Origin of the sequence: Nostoc sp. T09, from assembly GCF_002154695.1 — a bacterium.
Taxonomy (GTDB): Bacteria; Cyanobacteriota; Cyanobacteriia; order Cyanobacteriales; family Nostocaceae; genus Aulosira.
The window spans coordinates 83,142-109,797 of record NZ_MTAV01000053.1 but is presented as its reverse complement, the minus strand read 5'-3'; the positions used below and the strand labels follow the sequence as shown (position 1 = coordinate 109,797).

Genomic DNA, 26,656 nt, shown 5'->3' with positions numbered 1-26,656 from the left:
TTGGCGCTCGGCGCGGTGTAGCCGCGCCATTGCTTGTGACAGTTGCGTAAGTCCTGTATATTTAACTTTCAAATATTGCTAAATTGTTACTTTTATTCGCTGAATACTAAAAAGTAGAGTAGTTGGGACAGATAACTGATATCCTAACTCCTAGAAAATTATTATTTCAATGCATTACACTATCGCTACTACACGCTATAATCTTTTTAAACTGAATAAAATTAGCTTAGTTAAGTAGTTAAATATTAAAAAAGATAAAATAGAGTCTTTGCGATTACTTCGCTTCACTGCGTTCCGCTCGTAATGACATTTCATGACATTTTACGTTTAATTAGGTTGAGATACTTATCAGAATTAATTCTAATAGCGAAATATATACATACTCGGAATTATTATCTTAAATTTGGAAAATTTTGATATTTGTCGATTGATGAATTCTTTTTTCTGCAAACCAAAAGCATTAGCTACTACCAAGTTAGGAAAACTTTTAATTTGTTAGTTATAAACTTATACTGCTTGGTTGTAGCGGCTGCTCTGTAGAGCTAGGAGATTTTCATTTCCAGTAAGCTCATACTGAAGATTTGCGGCTGCATTAGTGCGGAAGCGGTCAGTGTTTTATTAGTTGCAAGTACCTTGCAATCAAGTCTGGCTTAGTACTTTGCTGCGATCGCGTCTTTAAACCTGCCTCAAACTCAAGAGTCAACCATCTAAGCTTGGTTGACTCTTGACTATTGACTAATTAAACTTCCGCGGGATGTTGTTCTTGTTGCCTTTCCACAAACATTTGCACACGGGTGCGGTAGTTTCTTAAAGTTTCATCTACCCAATCGCGCTCATTGCTATTTGCGAACAGATGTACTACTGGCTCACTAGCATCAGGCAAAACTAACAGCCAGCTGTCATCGTGGGGCTGACCAATTTTTACCCCATCGATTAATTCCAGATTTTGGGCGGGGTGAGTTTCGACCAAATAACGCATTAGTGCGCCTTTAGCACTCCAAGGACAGCGTACTGAATGAGATCTGTGAATTACACGGGGTAATTCCGCGCGAACAGTAGCCAGCGATCGCTCTTGGATAGTTAGCATCTCAATCAGCTTGGCAATACAGAACATCGCATCAAATCCCGGATGCAGATGCGGGAAGATAAAACCAGTATCTCCACTACCAGCCAAAACCACATTGGGATATTTCTGTGAAGCCTCCATTAAAGCTGTCGGGTTGGCTTTGGTGCGGATGACTTTACCATCGTGGCGACGGGCGACTTGTTCGACAGCACTAGAAGCATGAACTGGTACAACTACCGTTCCTCTGGGGTTAGAGGTTAAAATCATGTCCACCATTAGAGAGGTTAACATTTCCCCACGAATTGGGATTCCAGATTCATCTACTAAAATTAGCTGTTCGCCATTCGCTGATACCTGGACACCAAAGTTAGCCTTCAACGCCTCAACCACATGGCCTAGCTGAGTTAACAGTCCTTCACGTTCTGCTGTTGATACAGCGTGTTTATTCAGACTAGCGTTCAAAACTACGGCATCTGCACCAAATTGATCTAACATTTGGGGTAGCACTGCCCCAGTCACAGAATAAACGTAGTCAATCACGACTTTTGCCCGACTATTGCGCAGAGTAGAAACGTGCAACAGTTTTTCAAAGGCAGTGCAGTAAAGGTCATTTACCTGGCTGGGATAGGCAACATCACCAATTTCGTGAACTTGTGCCCGCCGCATATCTTCCTTAAAGTAAGCCCCCTCAATTTTCTTTTCTTGGGCTTTGGTGATATTAATGCCCTTGTTATCCATAAATTCAATCAGGATATAGTCAGGGCGATCGGGGTGTACTCGCACATGAATACCGCCAGCTACGGACATTGTGGGTATAACTGTGCGAGCTATGGGCACGGCTGTGGCATCGAAGTTTTGAATATCAATGCCGACTGACATTAAACCAGCAATGAGCGATCGCGTGATCATTCGCGATACATTGCGCTGATCGCGAGAAACCGTTACCTTAGAACCAGGTTTTAGGGTAGAACCGTAAGCAGCTCCCAACTTCACCGCAAATTCAGGGGTAATATCAATATTGGCTAACCCTTGTACACCACGTTGCCCAAATAAATTTCTTTGAGCGGTATTCCCCCAAATCAAGTTGATGTTTAAAATCGCACCAGATTCAATCTTCTTACTAGGCCATACCCTGACTCCAGGGCTGATTTGAGCTTCTTCTCCCACAGTAGAAAGCGAACCTACTACAGAAGCCTCTAATACATGAGCGCGGCGATCTACACGAGTGCCGCGAGAGATTACACAAGCTGAAAGTTGTGCTTCTTCGCCCAAAATCGCCCCATTCCAGACAATCGGACGCTTGAGATTAGCATCAGCGCCAATGGTAACATTATCGCCAATTACAGTTCCGGCTTCAATTTGTACCCTTGCTCCAATTCGACAATTGTCACCAATAACAACTGGGGTTTCAATAATTGCTGTTTGGTCAATATAAGTATTTTGACCCTTCCAGATACCGGGAGAAGTCTCTGTGTAAGCAAAGTCGAGTTTTACTTTGCTATATAAGGCATCATACTGCGCCTCACGATACGCATCCAAATGACCAACATCGCACCAATAACCTTGAGCAATATAGCCAAACATTGGCTCATTTTTTGCCAGTAATAAAGGAAATAAGTCTTTGGAAAAGTCGCATTCTGTGTTGGCTGGCAGGTATTCTAAAACTTCAGGTTCGAGAATGTAAGTACCTGTATTGACTGTATCGGAGAAAATTTCACTAGTAGAGGGTTTTTCTAAAAATCGATTAATCCGGCCTTCTTCATTAGTAATTACTACCCCAAATTCAATTGGGTTGGGGACGCGGGTCAAAATTAAAGTAGCTTTTGACTGTTTTTGTTTGTGAAATTCAATTGCTGCTGTTAAATCGAAATCTGTTATGCTATCACCGCTAATTACTAAAAAGGTTTCATCTAAGAGTTCCGCAATATTTTTCACACAACCTGCCGTACCCAGAGGTTGGTCTTCCTCCACAGCATAGGTCATCTGCACACCAAAATCACTACCATCTAGAAAATAGTCTCGCAGGACATCAGGTAAATAATGCAGTGTCGCAATTACTTCTGTGATTTGATGGCGTTTGAGAAGATTGATGATATGTTCGGCAATCGGTCGATTTAAGATAGGCACCATCGGTTTGGGCAGATCGCAAGTTAACGGGCGAAGCCGCGTTCCCGAACCGCCTGCCATCAGCACTGCACGCATAAATCCTCCTTAGCTATTTGCAGCATTTGCTGCGTCAAGACCCGCAATATACGTTGTGTTCTTCATACTCTAGTCTCCTATGGATGTTGATATTTGAGGAACTCCCACAAGATGCATCTGAGTAAAATACAAAGCATATACATTTGTAGCTTTATGTACTACAGAGCAGCAAAAGTAGATTAGTCTCTAATTCCAATTCTCTAACAATTTCCACTTAATGAGTTTGTTTGTTCCTTGGTGTTATTGCCGCAGGCTATCGCTAAGGGAAACCTGTATACGCTAGCAAGGTAACTTCCCATAGGCTATTTTGAATTACCGCGATCGCTACTAGCTACGATATAGGAGACTACTTTAAACTGGATATAAGAGAATGTATCGTTAAGTAGCTCGCTTACCTAAAGACTGAATAGTTTAGTCATATTTTTTCGGTTTTAGCGATCGCGTGTCTAATTAGTGTAGAAATACTTAACTCAAATTTTGTCTGTTGCTCTGGGAGTTATAAAAATGACTAATTTAATTATTCTTGGGTTAATCGCAGGTTATTTATATGGGGCTTGGAAGTTTTGGACTGGCTTTGAGAGGACTAACTTTACCCCAAGTTTGCCTAATCGTGTTGGTTTAGCTCTGTTGTGGCCTGCTTTATTTGTTACTAATAAGTCCTATCGTCGCAACTTTAAAAAAGCGCTAAAAGGCCAGTAATACTAAGCAAAATTTTCATACTTTTTTCTCAGCTTTTGAGCTTTGTTATTAAAATTCCCTAGCTTTGCTAGGGAATTTACTTGACGAATTCATCATCCATAATTCGTATTAATCTGTCAGGTACAAATTATGGATCACAAATTATCTATTTCTATGTCCATTGTTAATGGCATTGATAGCTGCACCCGCAGCTGCACCATCAACAGCATGACCTAGGGCATCTCTGCCACCATTAAGGATTACGCCTGTAACCGTGCTGGCTGCTGCACCGACTGCGGCATCTTGAATTATGTTACCGTTTCTGCGATTTTTTGGCTGCTTTCTAGTACCGTGTACAGCATTAACAGCAGCACCAGCAGCGGCACCTTTAATAGCATTGTTCAATACGCGGCCACGTCCTCTAACAGCACCAGATACTACACCGGCACCTGCGCCAACACCGATATCTCGTAACATATCAGCAGAAGCCGGTTGAGCAGGAACTAAGGTACCGCCGGCTAAGCTTGCAGCCATCAAGCCGGGCAGAAGTGTGCGTTTTAAGTTGAGTTTCATAGTGGTACTTTCTCAAAACATCAAACGATGATAGCAAACCGAAACTGTTGTATTTACAGCTGACTTTATCTTTATTGTAGACAACAGCGACAGTTGGCTATGTGAGGAATACCGATCCTCGCATTTACAGCAACGCGATCGCATCTGCTGAAAGCGGGAAGTTACAGGGGAGATGAGGAGGACGCGGGGACACGGGGGATGAGAGAGAAATGCCCAATGCCCTATAACTAATGACAAAGGACAAATGACCAATGACAAATAACCTAAATAGCCTGAATCCACTCTTTAACAAAATATTCAGTCCAAATGGCATTTTGCCAGTAGGGATCGTTTTCAATTAACTCGCGCACAGTGGCTTCATCATCAGCTTCGTAAATTCCAAAAACTTTTGTAACATCTTTGGTGGGGCCAATAGTAATCAGCACGCCAGATTCTTTTTGTTTTGCTAATCCGTCTAAATGGGCTTGACGATAAGGGGTGCGCTTTTCTAGAACGTCTTCGCAGTAAGTTCCCCACATGATGTATTTGGGCATAACAACTTTTAGATCTAGTTACAGAATTGAGCTTGGTTAGAATCAACAAAAATTAAACGGCATTTTTCAAACCTGTAGTATTTTCCAGAATTTATGCCGCATGAATATACTAATATCAATTCGTAATTGATAATTGTTAATTCCTAATTAAACCTAGCCCATTTTGAAAACTGGAGTTTGAGGCTTCAGTTGTGTACATTACTCTAATTACAAAAAACTCCGGTTTTCAAGGTAGACGAGGTTTAAAAAAGTCAGATTTAATCTGTAACCTTTGCTTTTTCTGTATCGCTTCCCTAAAGCCTCATACCCTTACACCTTTGCGCGATCAACCAATGACTTCTGTAGAGAACATCTTCCACAACGCTTGAGAATACGGGATTAAGGTGTGATTTTGCTCAGGTGTTAGGTAAGTTTCTACTTCTTGCTTTAGCAAAAGCAGCATTTGGCGAACTATGTCCCACTGCACGTTTAATGTAGGATAAAGCATCACACACAGGGGAAACAATTCTTGTTGAACAGCAGTGATGTTTCCTTCTAAGGCACACACCCACAAGTATACCTGAAACATTTCTACATCCCGGATGCTAGAGATTTTTACCACTGGGTCACTCAAAACACCAGACATACAGCGGTAGTTTGGATAAAGTTCAATTACCTTTTGGCAAATATTCTTAGCAATTTGTGTACTAACAGGTAAAAGCTTTCGCACTGCGGATATTACTGGTGAATCATAATCATGCTCCGCGGCGGCTTCATAAGCACGTTGGAGTGGCATATATAAGTGATCGTCAATAACTTTAAAGTATGCACCAATTAGCGATCGCTCTATAGGATCAAGCTGTTGCAAAAGCATTTGGCTTGTGTAATGAAACTGCATTGTTACAAAGCCAATAACTCTAGGGTCTTTACTTGTATATTTTTTTCTGATTGCTCCTATATCTGCACCAACTACTGTAGCTAGCTGGTTAGGAGCAACCTGTTCAGTATAAACTTCCAATGCTTGTTCATAAAGCGGATTACCTTCTTGTGCTAGTTGCACTACCAACGCCAAAGGCCGTGGCGTTGCTTTTTGGGTGTAAACTTCCAAAGCTTTTTGATAAATGTTGAATGAATCTGCTGCAATCTCCCAGGGATTAATGGTAGTGGGGTCTATGGAATGTAACTTAACTTGTTCTGATAACAGCGCTTCTGTTTGATTCCAAGCCTTGGCACTAACACTGCGTAAAGATTCTATGATTTTTTGAGTAGTTTTCTCTCGACCAGCTGGTGACACTATTTGAGCTAAATTCAGTGTCTTGTCACTTTCTGTAATGCTTGTATCAGCTTGAAGGTTCTGCACATACTTTTTAGCCCACTGTTGGGCTAAAGACTCCACATTACTCTTATTTTCTATATGAAAAACTATTTCTAAATCAGTATTTGAATTAGTTTGCATAAAATTTTATTTTTATTTAAGTGTGAGGATTCTGTTTGTTAAAGTGGTTTAATTATTTCAGTTTAATATCTTGTAATACTTTATTGTAAGAGTTTCTGATTAACTTTAAGTAAAGTTTATTCAATGAGCTTTTTACTTAAGTAAAATCTACGTTATTTAATAGGATCGAAAAACTTACAAAGCTGGCAATAGCAGCAATGTTAGTGAATTTATTTACCTAAAAACACTAGGGTAATGCTATTTAATTCGTGAACTTACTGTGAAGGTAATCCCAATGAAAAAGGGACAGGGAATTGAGCATTGGGCATTTGTCCTTCTTATCCCTTGTTTCTTATTCGGGTGCATCCACTTTTGGCAAATAGCCCCTCAGACTAGAAGTCTGGGGCTAAACAAAGCCTGCCTCCGCAGGCTCAATCTAATCCACGCAGGTGCATTTGGTTTTTATAGCCGCGATTAGAAATCGCCTGGTATTTTTTCCAAAAGTGGATGCTCCCTTTTATTCCCTGTTCCTATTCCCGATTTTTAACTTCTCAAACTAACACCGAATTTTTCCACCAAAGCTTCGCGGACTTTGTTGTGTACTGGTTCGACTTCGGCATCGGTAAGGGTGCGATCGCTGGCGCGGTAAATTAAGCGAAATGCCAAACTGCGTTGTCCGGCTGGCACATTTTCACCACGATATTCATCAAACAATTCCACGGATTCTAGTAAGTCTTTGCCAGCTTTGTTAATTACTTTTTCGATTTCAACAACTGTAATTTTTACAGGTGCAAAGAATGCGATATCGCGATCGCTTGCTGGATAGGTGGAATAGGGGTGAAATACTGGTGCCAGAGTATCATCTTGATCCAGAGCATCCAACAGTGCATCAGCATCTAACTGGAATAGGTAGACGGAATCTGGTAGACCCTTTTCGCGCCGCAATTGAGGATGGAGTTGTCCAAAAATACCAAGTCTGTTACCTCTAATCCACAGAGAAGCAGTGCGCCCTGGATGCAAACGCTCATCACGGCGATCGGGTTGATATTCTACAGGCAAATCGAGCTGGCGAAATACGCTGTCTAAAATACCTTTGGCTTCATACCAGGTAAGAGGTTGTTCGCGACCACTTGTTGACCACTTGCTAACCGTGCGATCGCCACCCATAATCCCCGCGATCGCTTCGGCTTCTTGCAAACCGTCTTCTTCTCGCGAGAAAATCCGCCCAACTTCAAAACCGTTAAGCGCGCCATTTCCTTGCTCTAAATTGTATTGAAAAGCATCAATCAACCCAGATAATAAATCGGTTCGCAGTGCCGAATACTCTACAAACAAGGGGTTTGACAGTACTATTTGTTTGTCTTGCCCTGGTTTGACTAAAGAGTATTGAATTAATTCTGTCAGTCCTTCTGCCCGGAAGAAAGCTCGTACCTTGCGGATTAGTTCCTGATCTAAAGGCAAATAGCCTGCTTCTGCTTTTTGCGGTAATGTATCACAAAATTTGTCATAGCCATAGAGACGGGCAATTTCTTCAATCAGGTCAATTTCCCGTTCTAAGTCGCGGTAACGATAAGGTGGGACAGAAACTTTCCAGGAACGTTCTCCAGAGGCGGTAAGTTGACAACCCAATGCAGTCAAAATTCGTTCAACGTCCCGTCCTTCCAGTTCTCCTGTATCCTCGCCTAAATCAATTGGCCCCAGCACTTGATTAACTCGGTCTAAACGCAGAGCAATCGAACGCGTCCAAGTGGATGGGTCGGGGCGGGTGTCGGCAATTTCCTGCTGTAAAATTACCCCACTAGCCAATTCACTCAGCAGTGACAAAGCACGACGACAGGCTACTTCCAATTCAGCCCGGTTCACGCCCCGTTCGTATCTGCCAGAGGACTCACTTCTTAAACCGATACTCCGAGAAGAACGGCGAATGGCTACGGAATCAAATAACGCTGCTTCTAAAACTAAACTTTGAGTACCTTCATGAACTTCCGTTTCTTCCCCACCCATAACTCCCGCGATCGCCACAGGTTTATCGTTAGCGGTAATCAATAAATTTTGAGTTGAGAGGTTGCGAGTTTGTCCATCCAGGGTTTTGAGGGATTCTCCAGCATTGGCGAAGCGAACGCCGATAGTTAAATTTCCATTTCCCGCCACAGATTGTAGGCGATCGCGGTCAAAGGCGTGTAAGGGTTGTCCCCATTCCAACAACACATAATTAGTAATGTCTACGACATTATTGATGGGACGCACTCCAGCAGCTTGTAAGCGTTTTTGCAACCACCCCGGAGAAGGAGCAATTTTTACCTGTTCAATGACTGTGCCAATGTAAGCAGGACAAGCTTGGGTTTCTGAAATACTTAACGCTAAATTTCCCCCACTTTGACTAATCGACACCTCACCAGGTTCGGGAATGCTGAGTTTACCTCCTGTTAAAGCGGCTACTTCCCTTGCTATACCTACCATACTTAAGGCATCAGCGCGATTTGCAGTGGCAGTGACATCCAAAATCACATCATCTAGACCCAACAAAGGACGCACATCGCTACCTAATGGAAGATTTTCTTGGGGAAAAATATGAATTCCATCAACATCAGTGGTCAAACCCAGTTCTTTTAAAGAACAGATCATTCCTTGAGAAGGGACACCGCGCAGTTTTGCGGGTTTAATTTTTAAATCAATATTTGGTAAGTAAGTACCTGTAGTAGCTACTGGTACATAAATATCTGCCTGGACGTTAGCAGCACCACAGACAATATTTAAAGTCTCAGCAGCACCAACATCTACTTTACAAACACTCAACTTATCAGCGTTGGGGTGGGGTTGACGCTCAAGCACTCTCCCCACAACAACGCCATTTGCCCAAGTGCGGCGGTCTTCAATATCTTCTACTTCAAACCCAGCCATTGTCAGGGTTTCGGCTAATTCTTCTGGGCTAAGTTTGATTTCTACTAGTTCCCGCAGCCAGTTTAGAGAAATACGCATTGGAGTGTGCTTGTTTTAGGAATCGTCTTTTGCTCTCATTTTAGGGTGCTTGCTGGTGAGCGATCGCGGCTCATCTGGCAAAGTCTACCCATTCACTTGAACGATCCTACTACGTTGATTCGAGCAAATTGCGGAAATCCTCTTGGAGATGTTGGATCTATCAAAGCGATAGAGATTTCCACTTTAAAGAATGAAAGTTAATTACAAGCAACTCCAGAAACGGATTTTACACTCACTTTTGATGAGTTTAGTAGCAGCAGGAGCGATCGCCTGCATATCTGAAGTTAATTCTACATTGACAAAAAGTGCGATTGCCAAAGAAGTTGTTTCCTTAGATGTGCCAAAACCTGTACCTCCCGACCAAGTTGGTTATCGCAGTCGCTTAGGTTTTGGCTTTGGCTATTCCCTCAACTCTTTTGTAGTAGAGGAAAAGATAGTTTCTCGGACAAATAATGTTAATTCTCCATTAGGTACAGTTGATATCTGGACTAAAAAGCACGCCCAAAAGATTCGCGCTGGAGAATATGCAGGAGGTACAGAATACCCAGCCAATGTACGTGTATCTGTGTATCGTAATAGCCGTAAATTACCTTTGCAGAAATGGGTGAAGCAAAGTAATCAATTTGTTGCTACCAGTGAATTTAAAACTGCAAAAATTGCTGGGCAAACTGGAATTAAGTTTAAATCGAGTGGGTTATACGAAAATGAAAACATTGTTTTTGCCAGACCCAAAGATTTACGCATTATTGTTGTGACACTATCTAAAACTGGCTCTGGTAATGATGATGCTAATTACCAGAGAGCATACCAACAACTAGTAGAATCATTCAGGTTTATAAATAAATAGATAGCTTAGAGCTAAAACAATTTTCAGCAATCAAATAACACTAGAAGTAGTATAGCGATCGCCCAAACGCAACTTGAGCCAGATAACTCAGGTTTGCACGCTAAAATCTTCTAGATCTAAGTCCCAATTTATCCAGCAGATTGCCTCTCTTGCCGATAATATATTAGGCGGATATCTCAATACATCGATAAAACCTGTACTCAGGCAAGCCATTTTTAATAAAACAATTCGTTCAATATCAACATCATTAGTCTATAATTTGCGGGTAATTTTTTCATAAGTATTCAAAGCTTTACCAGCCTTAAACTTAATAAGTTTAATAACTGCGTATACAAGCTTTGATACAACAAGCATAATTAAACATAATAGATGGAATGAAATCTAATATTATACTTACTTCAAAACCTACTTACAATAAGATTTACAGGCTTTTAATTGACTTGTTATAACCATATAACACATACTTTCCATAAGAAAAGCTCCTTTGCGAGAGGAGCTTCCAGTTAAATAGTTAAAATTCGATTGACATGAGAAGCAATATTACACCTTTGTGATGTTGTTTCTCATTTTTTGTCTTTGTGGCTGTCATTGTCGTTTTCTTTGTGATTCAGTACTTGTATAATTCCGTTAGCTGAAACAAAGCAAACAGTTTCAAAGTACTGTTGCAACGGTGTTACACCAGCACTGAGAAAAGTAATTAATATGAAAAAACCAATACAAATATTACGCCTTAACATGTAAATTTCCAAGAAAGGATAATTTAAATTTAATACTTATATCTCAATATTTCTAGAGTATAAACTAAGCTTTTTTGAGATACGTTAATTACCTAAATACTGAGAAAATAAATAATAATTAAATGATTTTTGAAATATATATATTTCAAAATTGAACAGATCGATTTAATAGTTTTTCTGTTTGTAGAGTATAAATAAACTAGACTAATTTAAGCTCAATGATCTGCCTGCTCTTTTACCCTGAATCTCTCACAAACTCTGAAAAAAGGAGATTAAAGTAACTGCTCTAATGTATACATACCAAGCATTTTACCAGTATAGAAGAATGACCCAACCAGTAAAGAGATCGATACCAAAACAAGTCATGTAAATTGATTTTTCACAAGCAGTAAAAAATCCGAGTCAAACCACATAATTTTTTGTGGTGGCTTTATTCCGACACATTCATAAGCAAGGCAAATAGCTGCTTCTGCTTTTTGTTTATCTGTAGGTGAAGTATCTAAAGCAATCTTGAGCCACTCATCTCGAATAATGGGCATGAGTACTTCTTGTTCAGGGGTGAGTTTTTTAATGTGAGCCTGTGCCATACAGCTTTAAATTGACTATGAGAAAGTACGGTGACCTAGTGTTTGCTGTTAGGTAGTTTATATACGTGGGAATACTATACAGCAAGTGTTGAGGAACTCAATATGAAACGCCTCCAGTGGATGGCATGGTGCCTTGTAGCCTTTATGCTTGCTCTTTGGTTAGGAAGTTGCTCTCACCCATCAACACAGGTGGTGAGCTTAAATTTTGGCGCGGCGGGTATGGTGCGCGGTGCACTGCAAGAGATCGAAGAACTCTATCAGCAGGAACATCCCAATGTTGTACTTCACTCCATCTTTGCTGGTTCTAGCGTAATCAAAGAGGCAATTGAGCAGGGAGAACCCTTTGATGGGATTTTATTGGCAGATATTCCACCGCTTGATGAATTGCAAACAAAGGGGTTAATTCTGCCCGAAAGCCGCAAGGAACTGCTGAGTACCGACATTGTATTGATTACTGCTGCTAATTCTTCGGTGCAAGTTTCTGATTTTCGACAATTAGCAGACGATCGCATTAAAACTGTAGCCCTTGGCGACCAAAACCTCGCTATTGGCCGATATACCGACAGCCTGCTTACCCAGTTGGGCATTAAGCAGGCAGTGGAATCGAAGGCAGTTGTGTTCAAGGTGGATGTACGGGAAGTCTTACGAGCCGTTGAGCAAGGAGAGGCTGAGGTGGGCATCACTTTCCTCTCAGAAGCCAAAAGTTCTGCCAAGGTGCAGGTATTAACCACTGCATCAAAAGATTTTTACGAACCAATCCGCTCCGGTGCCGCTATTGTTAAAGGTTCTCCCCATTCTAAGGAAATGCAGGCTTATCTAGATTTTTTAAGCAGCGCTAAGGCAATGACAGTATTTCAGAAATTTGGACTACGTCCTCTACGTTCCTAGGCACAAAGAATCACTATGAAACAACAATCCAAATTTCTGAGAACTATTGCTGGGAGCTTAGCAACAACCACCTTCGTGGCATTAACAGTAAGTGGCATAGCATTTTGGAGTGCCAACCGGACATTAGAAATTAACCACCAGATTGCCGAAGATTTGGAAACTCTGAATGCTCTAGAATCTGTGAGCAGCGCCTTGAAGGATACCGAACTACTTCAGAAGCAATACCTGCTGACAGGGAATCAACAGACCTTCAGGGTATTTGGCATTCGGATGATCGATGTTGATCAACAAATGCGGCGATTGCAATCTTTGCTTGAAAAGCATGAACAAGCAGCTGGCGATCGCTTAGAAGCATTTACGATTCAACGCCTACGACAACTGCGTCAAGGCATTGAAATCAAGCAAACCAAAGGGCTAAATGCCGCAATTGACCAATCGCCAACGCAACTACTCGACGAAGCGACGTTGTTGATACAGCAGATACAAACCACAGAAACTGTAGAGTTACGACAAAAACAGCAAGCTGCTACCAACACCGCCATTCAGGCAATGGGGACGTTTTTAGTGGGCATTTTCTTTAATTTGGCAATCATTTTTTGGACTTACCATTTAATTCGCACAGAAACCTGGAAACGGAATCAGGTAGAAATCGACCTCAAGCAAAGCAACGAGAAATTCCAAGAACAAACCATCCTCCTGCAACAAATCCTTAACTGCATGAGCGATGGAGTGATTGTTGCCGATGAAAACGGTCAATTCCTGATTGTTAACCCCGCTGCTGAACAGATGTTTAACGCGAAAGTAACCGACATTCAAAAGGAAGAATTGTCCCAGCAATACGGGCTATTTCAAGCCGATCGGGTGACTTTGATGCCAGAAAAGCAACTTCCCTTAGTGCGAGCTGTTCAGGGAGAGGAGGTAGACAATGTAGAAATGTTTACCCGTCATAGTAAAATCCCTGATGGCATCTGGCTGACAGTTAGTGGCAGACCTCTCAAAGATGAAAATGGTGCATTGAAAGGAGGGGTAATCGTTTGCCGCGATATTAGCAGTCGCAAGTACACAGAATTCGAGCTATTGCGGGCTAAGGAAGCGGCGGAAGTTGCCAACCTTGCCAAGAGCGAATTTCTCGCTAACATGAACCACGAACTGCGAACCCCATTGAATGGTATTTTGGGCTATGCTCAAATCCTCCAGCGTGACCCCACCACCACCCCCAAGCAGCAGAAGGGATTAGGTGTGATTTACCAGTGTGGTTCCCACCTGCTGACCTTGATTAACGACATTCTGGATCTCTCGAAGCTAGAAGTGCAGAAGATGGATCTTTATCCCCAGGATTTCCACTTCGCCAACTTCCTCACTACCACAGTCGAAATCTGCCGCATCAAAGCCGAACAAAAGGGTATTGCTTTCCATTACCACCCCGCTAACCTACCCACCGCCGTTCATGCTGATGACAAACGTCTGCGGCAGGTGTTACTAAACTTACTTAGCAATGCAGTTAAGTTTACTGATTTTGGTAGTGTGAAATTTACAGTTGAAGCATTAGGCAATCAACAAACAGCCGACATTCCATCAACGAGAATTCGCTTCCGAATTGAAGATACGGGCATCGGCATCCCTGCAGAAAAGTTACAATCAATCTTTTTACCTTTTGAGCAGGCTGGAAAACGCGATCGCAATAGTGAAGGTACGGGATTGGGGTTAGCAATTAGTCAGCAAATTGTCCAGATGATGGGCAGTTCGATCCAGGTCAACAGCACTCTGGGTAAGGGCAGCACCTTCTGGTTTGAAGTGGACATACTTGCTGCTGCCGATTGGCTGAATCAGTGTGGATCTAGTAATCAAAAGGTAATTGGCTATCAGGGCGAACGGCGCAAAATCCTGGTGATTGATGATCGCCTAGAAAACCGCGCTGTGGTGATGGGTATGCTGGCACCCTTGGGCTTCAAACTGGCGGAAGCAGATGATGGGCAAGCAGGATTGGATCGCGCACTCCAGATGCGCCCAGATTTGATCATTACTGATGTGATGATGTCAAAGATGAATGGGCTGGAAATGACCCGGCGCTTGCGTCAACTGCCAGATTTTTTAGTCACACCCATTATTGCTTCCCCTGCCAGCTTGTCTCAAGTGGATATGCAGGAGGCAATAGATGCGGGTTGCAGTAGCTTTTTTCCCAAGCCGATAGAGTTTACAGCCTTGCTGGGGGAATTGCAACGTCACCTAGAGTTGCGATGGATTTACGAAACCACACCGGAAGCGGCTGAATCATCTGTTGTCGTTGCCAATCCGGTGGAACTGGTGGTGCCGTCACCAGAAGAACTGACCACCATCTACCAAGCAGCCCAGGATGGCTTTATGAGCGATATCCAGCAGGAAGCCAACCGCCTCAAGCAACTTAATCCCCAGTACGCACCTTTTGCTAATAAGCTGCTGGAACTGAGCCAGAAATTTGACGATGAAGCCATTCTCAATTTATTAGCAGCGCATATTTAAATTTTTTTAGGAGTTCAACCATGCCCGCTGACATTACAGCCCCAAAAGGAACCATTTTGGTAGTGGATGATAACCCTACCAACATTCAAGTGTTGTTCGATGTCTTGAGTGAGATCGGTTACCGGGTGGCGATCGCCAAAAGTGGAGAAGCCGCCCTACAACGCGTACAGTCTTACCATCCCGATATTATTCTGCTGGATGTGATGATGCCTGGAATCGATGGCTTTGAAACCTGTCATCGGCTCAAAGTCGATTCCGCTACCCGTGACATTCCTGTAATTTTTATGACCGCGCTCTCCGACTCAGTCGATAAAGTCAAAGGGCTGAGTCTGGGTGCAGTAGATTACATAACCAAGCCGATCCAACACGAAGAAGCCCTGGCACGTATCCGAGTACACCTGCAACTACGTGAGTCTCAAAAATCTTTACAACAACAGACCACCGAACTCTCTCAGGCACTAGACAACCTCAAGCAGGCACAGGTGCAGTTAGTGCAAAGCGAAAAAATGTCTTCACTTGGTCAAATGATGGCGGGTGTAGCCCATGAAATCAACAATCCTGTAACTTTTATCTACGCCAATCTTGCCCCCGCCAAAGAGTACATCAAAGATTTGCTGAATTTTATCGAGTTATATCGGGAATGCCATCCTCAAACCCATCCCAAAATTCAAGGCTGGATGGAAGAAGTGGATATCGACTATTTACAAGCAGATTTGCCCAAGCTTGTCGATTCTTTGAAACTGGGGAGCGATCGCATCCGGCAACTCGTTATCTCACTACGTAACTTTTCTCGCTTAGATGAATTAGGAACTCAGGTTGTCGATTTGCACGAAGGTATCGAAAGCACCCTGTTACTCTTGCAACATCGTCTTAAACCAAGACCAGAACATCCTGGCATTCAAGTTGTGCGAGACTATGGACAACTGCCCCATGTGGAATGCTATCCCAGTCAACTCAATCAGGTGTTCATGAATATTTTTGGTAATGCCATTGATTCCTTGGAACAGCGAGATCAACAACGCAGCCTTGACCAAATCCGAGCCAATCCCAGCAAAATTGCTATTCGTACTGAACACATACCAAACGAGGCGATCGCCATCTGCATTGCCGATAACGGTTGTGGCATTGAAGAAAATGTCTGTTCCCAAATGTTTGAGCCATTTTTTACTACCAAACCCATTGGCAAAGGTACCGGATTGGGGCTTTCCATCAGCTATCAGATTGTTACCCAAAAACATGGTGGTAAAATTTATTGCCAGTCCACACTGGGTATGGGATCTGAATTTACAATCGAAATTCCGGTTCGGCAAGCTGTTTGTTAGATTTGCCCCTTGTCATTGGTCAATAGTCATTGGTTATTTCTCCCTTGTCCCATTTCTCCCCACCCTCTCCCACACTCCCCACTCTCCCTTGTCTTCTAAGAATTACCCGACAACAGATTCCAGAGCACGTAGTAATTGTTGTTTGGTAAAAGGCTTAGTCAAATAAACATCTGCTCCTTGCTTCATTCCCCAAATCCGATCAATTTCTTTATTTTTAGAACTACAGATAATAATTGGTACTTTCTCTGTTACAGGATTTTTTTTCAGTTGACGACAAAATTCAAATCCACTTAGTCCTGGCATCACTACATCAGTAATAATTACATCAGGATGGTGATTGACTGCCTGATCTAAACCATCTTTAGCATCGTAAGCTTTAAGTACGATGTAGCCACTATCTTTGAGAAAACTATTAATTAATTCCAACTGAGAAGGAGTATCTTCAACCACTAAAACTGTAGCCATATTGATTCCAAATCGCAATTCAAAGTAGTATGATTTTGAGTTAGTCAAGCCAAATGCATGAAAACAAGCTTCAGTAATTCTGCACGACTAAAAGGTTTGGTGAGATAACCAGAAGCCCCTACCAAATTAGCCTTAACTTTATCTACAAGTCCTTTATTAGCTGTGACAAATATGATGGGAGTGTTTTTGAACATTGAATTATTACGTATAATTCGGCACAACTCATAACCATCAATCCCTGCCATATTTAGATCCAGTAAAATTAAGTCTGGTTTGTGCCTAATAATTGACATAACAGCTTTTAATGGATCGTCAATAGTTACTACAGAAAAATTTTCATCTTCTAAGAAACGACTAATTTCTTTGAGAATGGTAGGGCTATCATCTACAGAAATGATTTTGTAGACTTTTTTAGCGATAGCAGTAGCAGTAGTTACTCTTTCAGGAGCAGAATTTGTGTTATTTGGTATTGTTAATTCCTGAAAGTTGTCTTGAGAAGGAGAAGAAGTATATGGTAATTCTTCAATAGGCGCTATATCATCTAAAGGAATGTCTAGGGAGGCTTCAGCATCTGTACTACTTGGTTCTACTACTGTATCAACTAATTCTTGTTTCGCTGATTCTGTAATGTATTGAGGAGAAGTTGATACTTCGCCGCATGTCTTTGGTAATTTATCAAATGGTGGGTCTGCTTCATGTAATATAATCCCGCCATTAACGATGTAATGGTATAAGTTTTGAACCAATTGGATTTCATCTTGGTTCATCATTACCGCAAGATGACGTAGGCTAAAACCTTTCATCCAGTTAGTTAAGTTTGGTTGGAGATCTAAAAAAGTTGGATTCTGGATGTATTTATTAATAAACAGGTAAGGACGCTGATAAGGAGAAGAAATGTGGGGCGCAAAAGCTTGCCAACGTTGTAATCTTGCCTGAGAACGTTCTATAATTTTTTCTACGTCCAGCCTGCTAATTTTTGGCACATTCTCAGATAAATTGCTTAATTCAAAGTTGCCTACTTTGATTAACAACCATGATTCAATCACTTCTTTAACTAATTCTTGAATCAGTACTGCTGCTTGAGTGGAGTGCAAATGTCCTTGTTCAACCAGCCAAGTAATAGCTTGGTATTCAGGAGGCTCAGCAGCCAAATTACTATGCTGTTCTATGAATTGACTTGGGGAGTCAACTTCAAACATCAAACGCAATTGGACACGAATTTGACTGTTTAGCAGGGGAATTTGATGGCTAAGACGACGTAAATGGCGTTCTAATCGATCAAATGGTTCGACTGAGTGAGTAGCATAGGTTATTTTGCCCTGTTCTAGGTAAATAGACCAAGAAACTGAGTTACTAAATGCTCGCAAACAGGTACTGTCAGAACTTTTAGATAACTGACTTAATAAACTCTGGGGACTTAGTTTGGTGAATGTGCCTGAAAGATTCATATTCTCGAGTTTTCCGGAAAATCAACGTGAATCTAGGTAAAGTTGAAATAATGGTCATGAGGCATTTTTTTATTCTCAATTTTTCTCTAAAAACAAATTATTTTTAGGATATGTAGCACTCCAATTTGATTTGTGAACTTACAAAGTAGGGATAGGCAACTCTTAACAGGAAACATGAAAGCTAGAGGAATAAGTCAATTTTTCAAAAATCAAACCAGATTCCTATATGTGCATATCCGACAAACGATAAACACCACAGTATAGCTCGTTTGTTAAATTTTGTACTGCATACTGAAGCTTGGTATTTTTAGCGGGCTTTTGATTTGTAGTTGACATATTTACCTAAGGACAATTCTGATGACTATACTGTTGAGTCCGATCTATTTATTCTTTTCATATAAAATTGGGGGTTTCTACACAAAAGCTTTAAACTTTTTTGCAGGTAGAAGTAGGTATTTATTGTATTGTGGGTTTACGCTAACTATGAAGTTTGGTAGATGCTTTAATGAAGTTAATGTGAACACCAGGTAATTTCCTTTTTACTCAACTATGTCTTAGTTAAGATTCTCTTGAAGATGTAGAGAATTGAGTAAGAATATTATTATTAATAAAGGTTAAGGAATCTACCCAAAAATACATTAAATGTAGTTTTTGCAACCCTGGAAACTATATACTTAGAGTAAAAGGAAAGAAGAGTTTGGATTATAACATAACACGAAAAGTTATGCATGATACCTTAAGACTAGATGAAGTCGTAGAATTTGCTGAAAACCCAGAGCCACGTTGTCCTTGCGTATTATTACTAGATACATCTGGTTCTATGCAAGGAGATCCAATAGAGGCTTTAAATCAGGGCTTGCTGAGTTTAAAGGATGAATTAGTCAAGAATTCCTTAGCAGCTAGGCGAGTAGAGGTAGCGATAGTCACATTTGATAGTAATGTAAATATAGTCCAAGACTTTGTGACTGCCGATCAATTTAACCCACCAATCCTAACAGCGCAAGGATTGACCACAATGGGTTCCGGCATTCATAAGGCATTGGACATGATTCAAGAACGCAAATCTCAATATCGTGCCAATGGTATTGCTTATTATCGTCCTTGGGTATTTATGATTACCGATGGCGAGCCACAAGGCGAGCTAGACCATGTGGTAGAGCAAGCGACTAAACGTTTACAAGGTGATGAAGCTAGCAAACGTGTAGCATTTTTTACAGTAGGTGTGGAAAATGCCAACATGACGCGCCTAAATCAAATAGCTGTACGTACGCCGCTGAAACTGAAGGGACTCAATTTTATTGAAATGTTTGTTTGGTTGTCAGCTAGTATGTCAGCGGTTTCGCACTCTCAGGTAGATGAACAAGTAGCACTACCACCAATTGGCTGGGGTACTGTTTAATAAAAGTTGCAGCTTGATATAACACAGCTAGCTGTTGCAAGAAAATTTATGAATATGTCAAAACAGATACCTCAATGGCAGGTGGTGGCTGCATCTGTATGTGGTACAAGCCATTTAAAAAATAAACAGCTGTGTCAGGATGCTCACCACTGGCAATTATTGTCCGATAATGTGTTAGTGGCAGCAGCAGCAGACGGTGCCGGTTCAGCCAGCCAAGGGAAAGTCGGCGCGATGGTTGCTGTGGAAACAGCAATAGAAAACATATCTCTTAAAGAAGTTACTCGCGACGCTCTAGCTGATGATGAAATTGTGCGATCGCTATTGACAGACGCGATGTTAGCCGCAAAAAAAGCAGTGGAAGATGAAGCTGCTGCTAGTGATAAACAACCTCAGGATTTAGCAACTACCTTAATTGTTATGGTCGCCACACCAGAAGTGGTGGCCGTGTCTCAGATTGGTGATGGACTGGCAGTAGCGAAGGATAGCATGGGTAACCTCCTGGCATTAACCATGCCTGACAGTGGTGAATACATCAACGAAACCACTTTTTTGACTTCGCCTGGAGCTTTAGAAACAGCGCAAATGAGATTATGGCGTGAAACCATAGTCAATGTTGGCGTTCTCACCGATGGACTACAAATGCTGGCTTTAAATATGGTTGTTGGTGAACCGCATAAACCATTCTTTTTTCCTTTATTCGATTTTGTTGCGAATACCCAGGATAAGACAGTGGCCAAAGAACAGTTAGTGAAATTCTTAGGGTCAGAGCGGATCACACAGCGTACCGATGACGATCTAACACTGATCATCGCGGCACTCAGCAAACCATAAGCAACGATTCCGCCAGATTGAGCATTTTTCAGTAACCCCCGTTAACCGTGACTTTATCATGCAGGTACTACGTTGTCTTCCTAAACAAGAAATTCTCAACCTTAACGTCAGTTTAGGGCGTGGTGGTGAGGCTTGTATCTATGCGGTGCCATCTCATAGTAATTTAGTGGCCAAGGTTTATCACAAACCCACAGTCGCCCATGCTTACAAACTCCAAGCAATGCTGACTAATCCGCCGGAAAACCCCACGGCTAGTTTAGGGCATATTTCCATTGCTTGGCCTCAAGATCTATTACGAGCAGTAGATGGTAGCGATCGCATCATTGGCTTTTTAATGCCGCGCATTCGGGGGATGCGTCCAATCATTGACTTTTACAACCCAAGAACCCGTCGTCAACATTGTCCTTTATTTAACTATCAGTACCTGCTGCGCACGGCTCGAAATTTGGCGGCAGCTTTTGCTGCTTTGCATAGTAGCGGATATTGTATTGGCGATGTCAATGAGTCGAATATCCTGGTTAGCGACACAGCCCTGGTAACCTTAGTAGACACAGATTCCTTCCAAGTAATCGATCCAGATAGCAATGTTGTTTACCGTTGCCCTGTAGGAAAACCAGAGTTTACGCCACCAGAACTCCAGAATAAGATTTTTTCCCAGTACGATCGCGAAATTACTCATGACTTATTTGGGTTAGGGGTGCTGATATTTCAACTCTTAATGGAAGGCACCCACCCATTTTCGGGAATTTTTCAAGGTGCTGGTGAGCCACCAGCCTACGAATCACGCATTGCTGCTGGTCATTTCACTTACAGTAGAAGGCGGCAAGTACCCTACCTTGCTACTCCTGTTGCACCCGCTTGGGAAATTCTCCATCCCGCCTTGCAAGAACTATTCTTGCGTTGTTTTGAAGATGGACATCAAGATCCCCATTTGCGTCCTAGCGCCCAAACCTGGCTATCGGCAATAGCTGAAGCCGAAGAAAGCCTTGTTACCTGTAGTGTCAACCCTCAGCATAACTACAACAGCCACCTGAATGTATGTCCTTGGTGCGAACGTACCTCGCGCTTAGGTGGACGCGATCCATTTCCATCTCATCAAGCAATAGCAGCTAGAGAACATCTCAAACCTCGGATTCCAGCAAAAAGGCGCTACAACAATCAACCTACTTACAGACCACAGCAGCCAGTGGCTCCATTGCCAACTTATCATTGGCAGCCAGGAGTTCCTCAACAAAAGACTCCTTTTTATCAACAGCTCAAGCAGCGAAAGTTTTACCCTGTAGTCTTGTGCTTAATGGGTTTTGGGTTATTAGGCTATTTGGATGTCATGGTGAAATTTACTCGCCCCTTTGTTTCTCAAAATGCCTATAGCCAGCAAACTTTAATGTCTCGTCAGACAAACAATAACAAAAATCTCAACTTTGCTGATTACTACAAACAAGGTCATGCTGCTTACAAAGTGCGAGATTATGCGCGAGCGATTGAAAATTTTAACCAAGCTCTAGAAAAAGACCCCAATCACTCTAAAGCTCATGTTAACCGAGGTAATGCTCGTTACAACATGAAAGACTATGAAGGAGCGCTCACAGACTACACCGAAGCTCTGCAACTTAATCCGCGAGAAATCAAAGCTTTTGTAAATCGGGGTAATGTTCGCTACATGCTTGCTGAATACAGCAACGATCCAGATCGGGAGTATACCCTAGCGATCGCCGATTTTAATAATGCACTGCGCCTGAATAATAAAGAAGTTGAAGCTTACATCAGACGGGGTGTTGTCCGCTCCCAAGTTGCTAAATATAGCGGCGACTCTCAACAAGATTATCAGCTAGCACTCAATGATTTTACGCAAGCGATTAATCTCAATGCATCGAAAGCAGAAGCCTACTTCCAACGGGGTATTGTTCACTCTCAAATAGCCCAATATAGCAGTAATTACCTTCAAGAGTACAACAAAGCGATCGCTGACTTTGACCAAGCATTAAGCATCAATTCCAAAATGGGTAAAGGATACCTCAAACGAGGTATGATTCACTACGAACTTGCACAATATGGTGGTCGAGAATCAGAGGCAAATCGTCTGAAAGCAATTGATGATTTACAGACATCCGCCAAAGTCTCTCTGGAGCAAGAAGATATGGAAAATTATCAACAAGCACTCAGTAGCCTCTGTATTGTTGTGGAAAACAAATGTGATGCTTTATTCCAAAGTACAAATATCATGGATTCAGGAGAAACAAAGTAGCTAAAAAAGTAATTTTCATCACTAGTTAATTACTAATAACTTGTTAGTGACAATTGTAGAAAACCATGCATTATTTGGGTTAGCATGAGCTAACCCTATTTTTTTATAGGTATATTTTTATTTAATTAAGTATTAAACTTTCAACTTTCAACATATTCATAAACCTTTTACATATCACAGATTTTTATTTACATTGACTTTACAAATAATAGCGAAAATATCGTTAGATTGTTTACGGAGAAAAATAGATAGAAAATAAATTTTTCTCAATTCCAGGTGCAATCGCTTCATCTTGATAAGAATTCAGAATGGAGAATTTAGAGATTCAGACTTTAGCTAATTGTAAGCAAAGCCTTCCCGAAAGATAGACTACCAAATTAAAACTTTGGTTGGTTTGATAAGTTTGTAGTAAGCAGTTGAGTAGTTAAAAATCCCGGACTAAAGTCCTGGCTACGAACTCACTCTCCCCTCATAATCAATACGATGAACCACTAGTTTCTAATTTCTGAATTCTTTTCTGATAAATAACCAGAAAGCCAATTAACAAGGTGAATAAATATTAACCAACCTGCAAATCTTTGAGGTAATTGCATGAAAGCAGTGATTTTGGCTGGTGGTCTGGGTACACGCCTGAGTGAAGAAACCAGTATCAGACCTAAGCCGATGGTAGAAATTGGTGGTAAGCCAATTTTATGGCACATCATGAAGAGTTATTCTGCTCACGGTATTAACGATTTTATTATCTGTTGCGGTTATAAAGGTTACATCATTAAGGAGTATTTTGCTAACTACTTCTTGCATATGTCAGATGTTACCTTTGATATGCGTTTTAACCAGATGAATGTGCATTCTGGTTATGCCGAACCTTGGCGTGTCACCTTAGTTAATACAGGTGATAAAACTATGACAGGCGGACGCTTAAAACGTGTTAGAGAGCATCTTGGCAATGACACTTTTTGCTTCACCTATGGTGATGGTGTGAGTGATGTAAATATTACAGAACTAATTAAGTTGCATAAAGAACAAAACACCTTAGGCACACTCACCGCCGTGCAACCTGCGGGTCGTTTTGGTGCGATTTCTTTGGCGCAGGAACAAACTAAAATTACTAGTTTTCGAGAAAAGCCCGAAGGTGATGGTGCTTGGATTAATGGTGGTTATTTTGTTTTAGAACCAGAAGTGATCAACTTTATTGCTGATGACACCACTGTTTGGGAGAAAGAACCATTAGAAAAGCTAGCTGATATGGAACAGCTATCGGCTTACAAACATAGTGGCTTTTGGCAGCCAATGGATACATTACGCGATAAAAATTATCTGGAGGAGCTATGGAAAAACGGTCAAGCTCCTTGGAAAGTATGGTAATAAAACAGTTATGAGTTATAAATGTAATTTAGCTCTTAACTACTAACTTATTTCTGGTTGCAGGTGCAATAATAATAATGTACGATTTTGCAATTATCGGTGGGGGAATAGTTGGGCTTTCTACAGGGCTAGCTTTAGGTAAATGCTATCCAAATGCACGGGTTTTAGTATTAGAGAAAGAAAGCAACTGGGCATTTCACCAAACAGGTAATAATAGTGGTGTAATTCACTCAGGAATTTATTACAAACCAGGAAGTTTTAAAGCCAAATTCTGCCGTGATGGTGCTCGCTCAATGGTAGAATTTTGTCAGGAACATGGGATTGATTATGAAGTTTGTGGCAAGGTGATTGTGGCAACTTCAGAAGCAGAACTACCACGCCTCGAAAATCTCTACAAACGCGGCTTAGACAATGGCATAGCAGTCCAGAAAATTAGTCCTGAAGAAGTCAGAGAAATTGAACCCCATGTCAGTTGTGTAGGCGGAGTCAGAGTCTTTTCTACAGGGATCGTTAATTACAAGCAAGTTAGCAATAAATACGCTGAGTTAATTCAAAAGCAGGGTGGAGATTTACGCCTCAATACTAAAGTCGAGAAAATTCACCAAAGTGGTAAGAATCAGGTAATTGAAACAAACAACGGTAGCTTTGAAACTCGCATTGTAATTAATTGTGCTGGATTGCATAGCGATCGCATTGCTAAACTAGGTCAAGTTGAACCACAAGCGAAAATTGTGCCCTTTCGGGGAGAATACTACGAACTCACCCCAGAAAAACGCTATCTTGTCAAAACTCTCATCTATCCAGTTCCGAATCCCGATTTTCCCTTCCTTGGTGTTCACTTTACCCGCATGATTGATGGTAGCGTTCATGCAGGGCCAAATGCAGTTCTCAGTCTCAAGCGCGAAGGTTATCACAAAACCGACTTTGACTGGCGAGATTTTGCTGAGGTAATGACTTACCCCGGTTTCTGGAAATTAGCAGCCAAACATGCTGATGAAGGAATCAAGGAAATTATTCGTTCTTTTAGCAAAGCCGCCTTCGTTAACAGTTTACAAAAACTTATTCCGGAAGTGCAAGCACAAGATTTAGTACCTACCCATGCGGGAGTTCGCGCGCAAGCCTTGAAGAATGATGGTTCTCTTGTAGATGACTTTTTGATTGTCCAAGGTCAAAACTCTATTCATGTTTGCAATGCGCCTTCCCCAGCAGCCACTTCTTCTTTAGAAATTGGCAAAGCAATTGTGGCACAAATACCCGAACAATCACATCTAAACCTCGTCCAAGTTGAGAACTAGAGTTTTTCAAAAGGTAACAGGGAACAGGGAACGGGGAACAGAGAAGAGTATAGGATTTGGGAGCAAAACCCGATCTAGAAAAAACTATGGTTTTCAAAGTAGACGCGGTTTAGCAGTCCCGTCAATTAATTTAACTATGCTGCAAGGATTAAACTCAGCAAAAGTAGCATTGCATTTGCTGTAGTTTAATTACCTAAAAATTGCTGTAATTTGCCAGTCGCTATATTGAACTTGGAAGCACTGGTAATATTTCTCGCTTCACCTGGTAGCTGATAACATCCCAACCGCATAATCCCAACATCAGCCAACTAGTTATTAAGGTGAAAATTATGACAGTTATATCAGATTTACAGCCAATTGTTGTTGTTTGCGCTGCTGATAATAACTATGCAATGCCTCTTGCTGTCACAGTGCGATCGGCATTAGCCAATCTTAGCAGTAATTGCAAGATGTTCTTATTTATTCTTGACGGAGGAATTAGTCAAGCCAACAAACACAAGATTATTAAATCTCTTAAATCAGAACAAATTGAAATTTCTTGGGTGCAGCTAAATGATGCACTATTTGCAAATCTGGCATTAAATAGGCATGTAACAATTCCTACCTATTATCGACTACTCCTACCTCAGGTTTTACCAAAACATTTTGATAAAGCAATTTATCTAGATAGCGACATGGTAGTAACAGGAGATTTAGCAGAGTTATGGAACATCGATATAGGAAATAACTATGTATTAGCAGTTCAGGATGATGTCCAGTTAGATATATCAATGTGTGAAGCTTTACAAAATTATCAAGAATTGGGCATTGCTCCAGATGGTAAATACTTTAATGCTGGATTGTTAGTCATAAATATTGATAAGTGGCGAACTGAGAATATAGGTAGCAGAATCATTGAATACCTTCAACAAAACCAAAAATATCTACCTAACGATCAAGATGGATTAAATGCCATTTTGGCTGGTAAATGGGAAGAACTTCACCCAAAATGGAATCAGATGCCAAGGATATATGATGATTCATTTGGGAAAAATAGTCCGTTTCCAGAAGATATTTATCAAGATGTGCTGCATCATCCTTGCATAATTCACTTTACTAATACTCCCAAACCGTGGTATGCAGGCTTGCGAGTGGAATGTGAACATCCCAAAAAAGATTTATTTTTTCACTATCTTGACATGACAGATTGGTCAGGATGGCGAGATACTTTTTGGAGACGTCTGGGTCGAAAATTTATGAAAATGACCCTCATGAATACCTCAAAGCTCTAAAAATACCCTTGG

19 protein-coding genes are annotated in these 26,656 nt (G+C 41.4%); 11 read left to right on the top strand and 8 right to left on the bottom strand.

From position 1 onward, the window contains the following. Window positions 1–739 precede the first annotated feature (739 nt). The gene (locus tag BV372_RS13165; RefSeq protein ID WP_086686954.1) at window positions 740–3,268 is read right to left on the bottom strand and encodes a mannose-1-phosphate guanyltransferase; all 2,529 of its coding nucleotides are present in this window, start codon (window positions 3,266–3,268) and stop codon (window positions 740–742) included. A gap of 504 nt (window positions 3,269–3,772) precedes the next feature. On the opposite strand from BV372_RS13165, the gene BV372_RS13160 reads away from it, so the two are divergent. After that, entirely contained in the window at window positions 3,773–3,967 is a 195-nt protein-coding gene (locus BV372_RS13160) for a hypothetical protein (RefSeq protein ID WP_086686953.1), read from the top strand. Window positions 3,968–4,108: 141 nt separating this feature from the next. Here BV372_RS13160 and BV372_RS13155 read toward each other — a convergent pair whose 3' ends face one another. The 4 genes from BV372_RS13155 to pheT all read right to left on the bottom strand — a co-directional run bounded on the left by BV372_RS13155 (window position 4,109) and on the right by pheT (window position 9,445). Next, window positions 4,109–4,519: a hypothetical protein gene (locus BV372_RS13155; protein ID WP_086686952.1), complete on the bottom strand. Its 411-nt coding sequence runs from the start codon at window positions 4,517–4,519 to the stop codon at window positions 4,109–4,111. 263 nt (window positions 4,520–4,782) lie between these two features. Beyond that, window positions 4,783–5,052: a YciI family protein gene (locus BV372_RS13150; RefSeq protein ID WP_086686951.1), complete on the bottom strand. Its 270-nt coding sequence runs from the start codon at window positions 5,050–5,052 to the stop codon at window positions 4,783–4,785. Window positions 5,053–5,377: 325 nt separating this feature from the next. Beyond that, complete coding sequence (locus BV372_RS13145) at window positions 5,378–6,487, bottom strand: hypothetical protein (protein WP_086686950.1); 1,110 nt, start codon at window positions 6,485–6,487, stop codon at window positions 5,378–5,380. Window positions 6,488–7,009: 522 nt separating this feature from the next. Beyond that, window positions 7,010–9,445: a phenylalanine--tRNA ligase subunit beta gene (pheT, locus tag BV372_RS13140; protein WP_086686949.1), complete on the bottom strand. Its 2,436-nt coding sequence runs from the start codon at window positions 9,443–9,445 to the stop codon at window positions 7,010–7,012. A 190-nt stretch (window positions 9,446–9,635) separates the two neighbouring features. On the opposite strand from pheT, the gene BV372_RS13135 reads away from it, so the two are divergent. After that, window positions 9,636–10,292: a hypothetical protein gene (locus tag BV372_RS13135; RefSeq protein WP_086686948.1), complete on the top strand. Its 657-nt coding sequence runs from the start codon at window positions 9,636–9,638 to the stop codon at window positions 10,290–10,292. 1,099 nt (window positions 10,293–11,391) lie between these two features. On the opposite strand, the gene BV372_RS13130 is transcribed toward BV372_RS13135, so the two are convergent. Beyond that, complete coding sequence (locus tag BV372_RS13130; RefSeq protein ID WP_086686947.1) at window positions 11,392–11,616, bottom strand: hypothetical protein; 225 nt, start codon at window positions 11,614–11,616, stop codon at window positions 11,392–11,394. Window positions 11,617–11,718: 102 nt separating this feature from the next. Between BV372_RS13130 and modA the strand changes: the two genes are divergently transcribed. From modA to BV372_RS13115, 3 genes are read left to right on the top strand one after another with little or no spacing between them, the layout of a single operon-like run. Continuing rightward, on the top strand, window positions 11,719–12,504 hold the full coding sequence (gene modA, locus BV372_RS13125; protein ID WP_086686946.1) for a molybdate ABC transporter substrate-binding protein: 786 nt from the start codon (window positions 11,719–11,721) through the stop codon (window positions 12,502–12,504). Window positions 12,505–12,519: 15 nt separating this feature from the next. Further along, complete coding sequence (locus BV372_RS13120) at window positions 12,520–15,003, top strand: ATP-binding protein (RefSeq protein ID WP_086686945.1); 2,484 nt, start codon at window positions 12,520–12,522, stop codon at window positions 15,001–15,003. 20 nt (window positions 15,004–15,023) lie between these two features. Further along, complete coding sequence (locus BV372_RS13115) at window positions 15,024–16,325, top strand: sensor histidine kinase (protein ID WP_086686944.1); 1,302 nt, start codon at window positions 15,024–15,026, stop codon at window positions 16,323–16,325. A 102-nt stretch (window positions 16,326–16,427) separates the two neighbouring features. On the opposite strand, the gene BV372_RS13110 is transcribed toward BV372_RS13115, so the two are convergent. Beyond that, window positions 16,428–16,790, bottom strand: coding sequence for a response regulator transcription factor (locus BV372_RS13110; RefSeq protein WP_086686943.1), 363 nt, complete (start codon window positions 16,788–16,790; stop codon window positions 16,428–16,430). Between the two features lie 44 nt (window positions 16,791–16,834). Then, complete coding sequence (locus BV372_RS13105; protein WP_086686942.1) at window positions 16,835–18,238, bottom strand: response regulator; 1,404 nt, start codon at window positions 18,236–18,238, stop codon at window positions 16,835–16,837. A 724-nt stretch (window positions 18,239–18,962) separates the two neighbouring features. Between BV372_RS13105 and BV372_RS13100 the strand changes: the two genes are divergently transcribed. The 6 genes from BV372_RS13100 (at window position 18,963) to BV372_RS13075 (ending at window position 26,644) form a co-directional block, all read left to right on the top strand. Beyond that, window positions 18,963–19,637, top strand: a complete 675-nt coding sequence (locus tag BV372_RS13100) for a VWA domain-containing protein (RefSeq protein WP_086686941.1) — start codon at window positions 18,963–18,965, stop codon at window positions 19,635–19,637. A 48-nt stretch (window positions 19,638–19,685) separates the two neighbouring features. Continuing rightward, a complete protein-coding gene (locus BV372_RS13095) occupies window positions 19,686–20,468 on the top strand; it encodes a PP2C family serine/threonine-protein phosphatase (protein WP_086686940.1) in 783 nt (260 codons plus the stop codon). Window positions 20,469–20,526: 58 nt separating this feature from the next. After that, window positions 20,527–22,713 (top strand): tetratricopeptide repeat protein, encoded by a 2,187-nt coding sequence (locus BV372_RS13090; RefSeq protein WP_086686939.1) that lies wholly within the window; start codon window positions 20,527–20,529, stop codon window positions 22,711–22,713. A gap of 591 nt (window positions 22,714–23,304) precedes the next feature. Continuing rightward, window positions 23,305–24,078: a glucose-1-phosphate cytidylyltransferase gene (gene rfbF, locus BV372_RS13085; RefSeq protein ID WP_086686938.1), complete on the top strand. Its 774-nt coding sequence runs from the start codon at window positions 23,305–23,307 to the stop codon at window positions 24,076–24,078. 77 nt (window positions 24,079–24,155) lie between these two features. After that, window positions 24,156–25,373 carry an L-2-hydroxyglutarate oxidase gene (gene lhgO / locus BV372_RS13080; RefSeq protein WP_086686937.1) on the top strand — a complete coding sequence of 406 codons (1,218 nt, stop codon included), beginning with the start codon at window positions 24,156–24,158 and terminating at the stop codon, window positions 25,371–25,373. A 329-nt stretch (window positions 25,374–25,702) separates the two neighbouring features. Then, the gene (locus BV372_RS13075; protein WP_086686936.1) at window positions 25,703–26,644 is read left to right on the top strand and encodes a glycosyltransferase family 8 protein; all 942 of its coding nucleotides are present in this window, start codon (window positions 25,703–25,705) and stop codon (window positions 26,642–26,644) included. Window positions 26,645–26,656 lie beyond the last annotated feature (12 nt).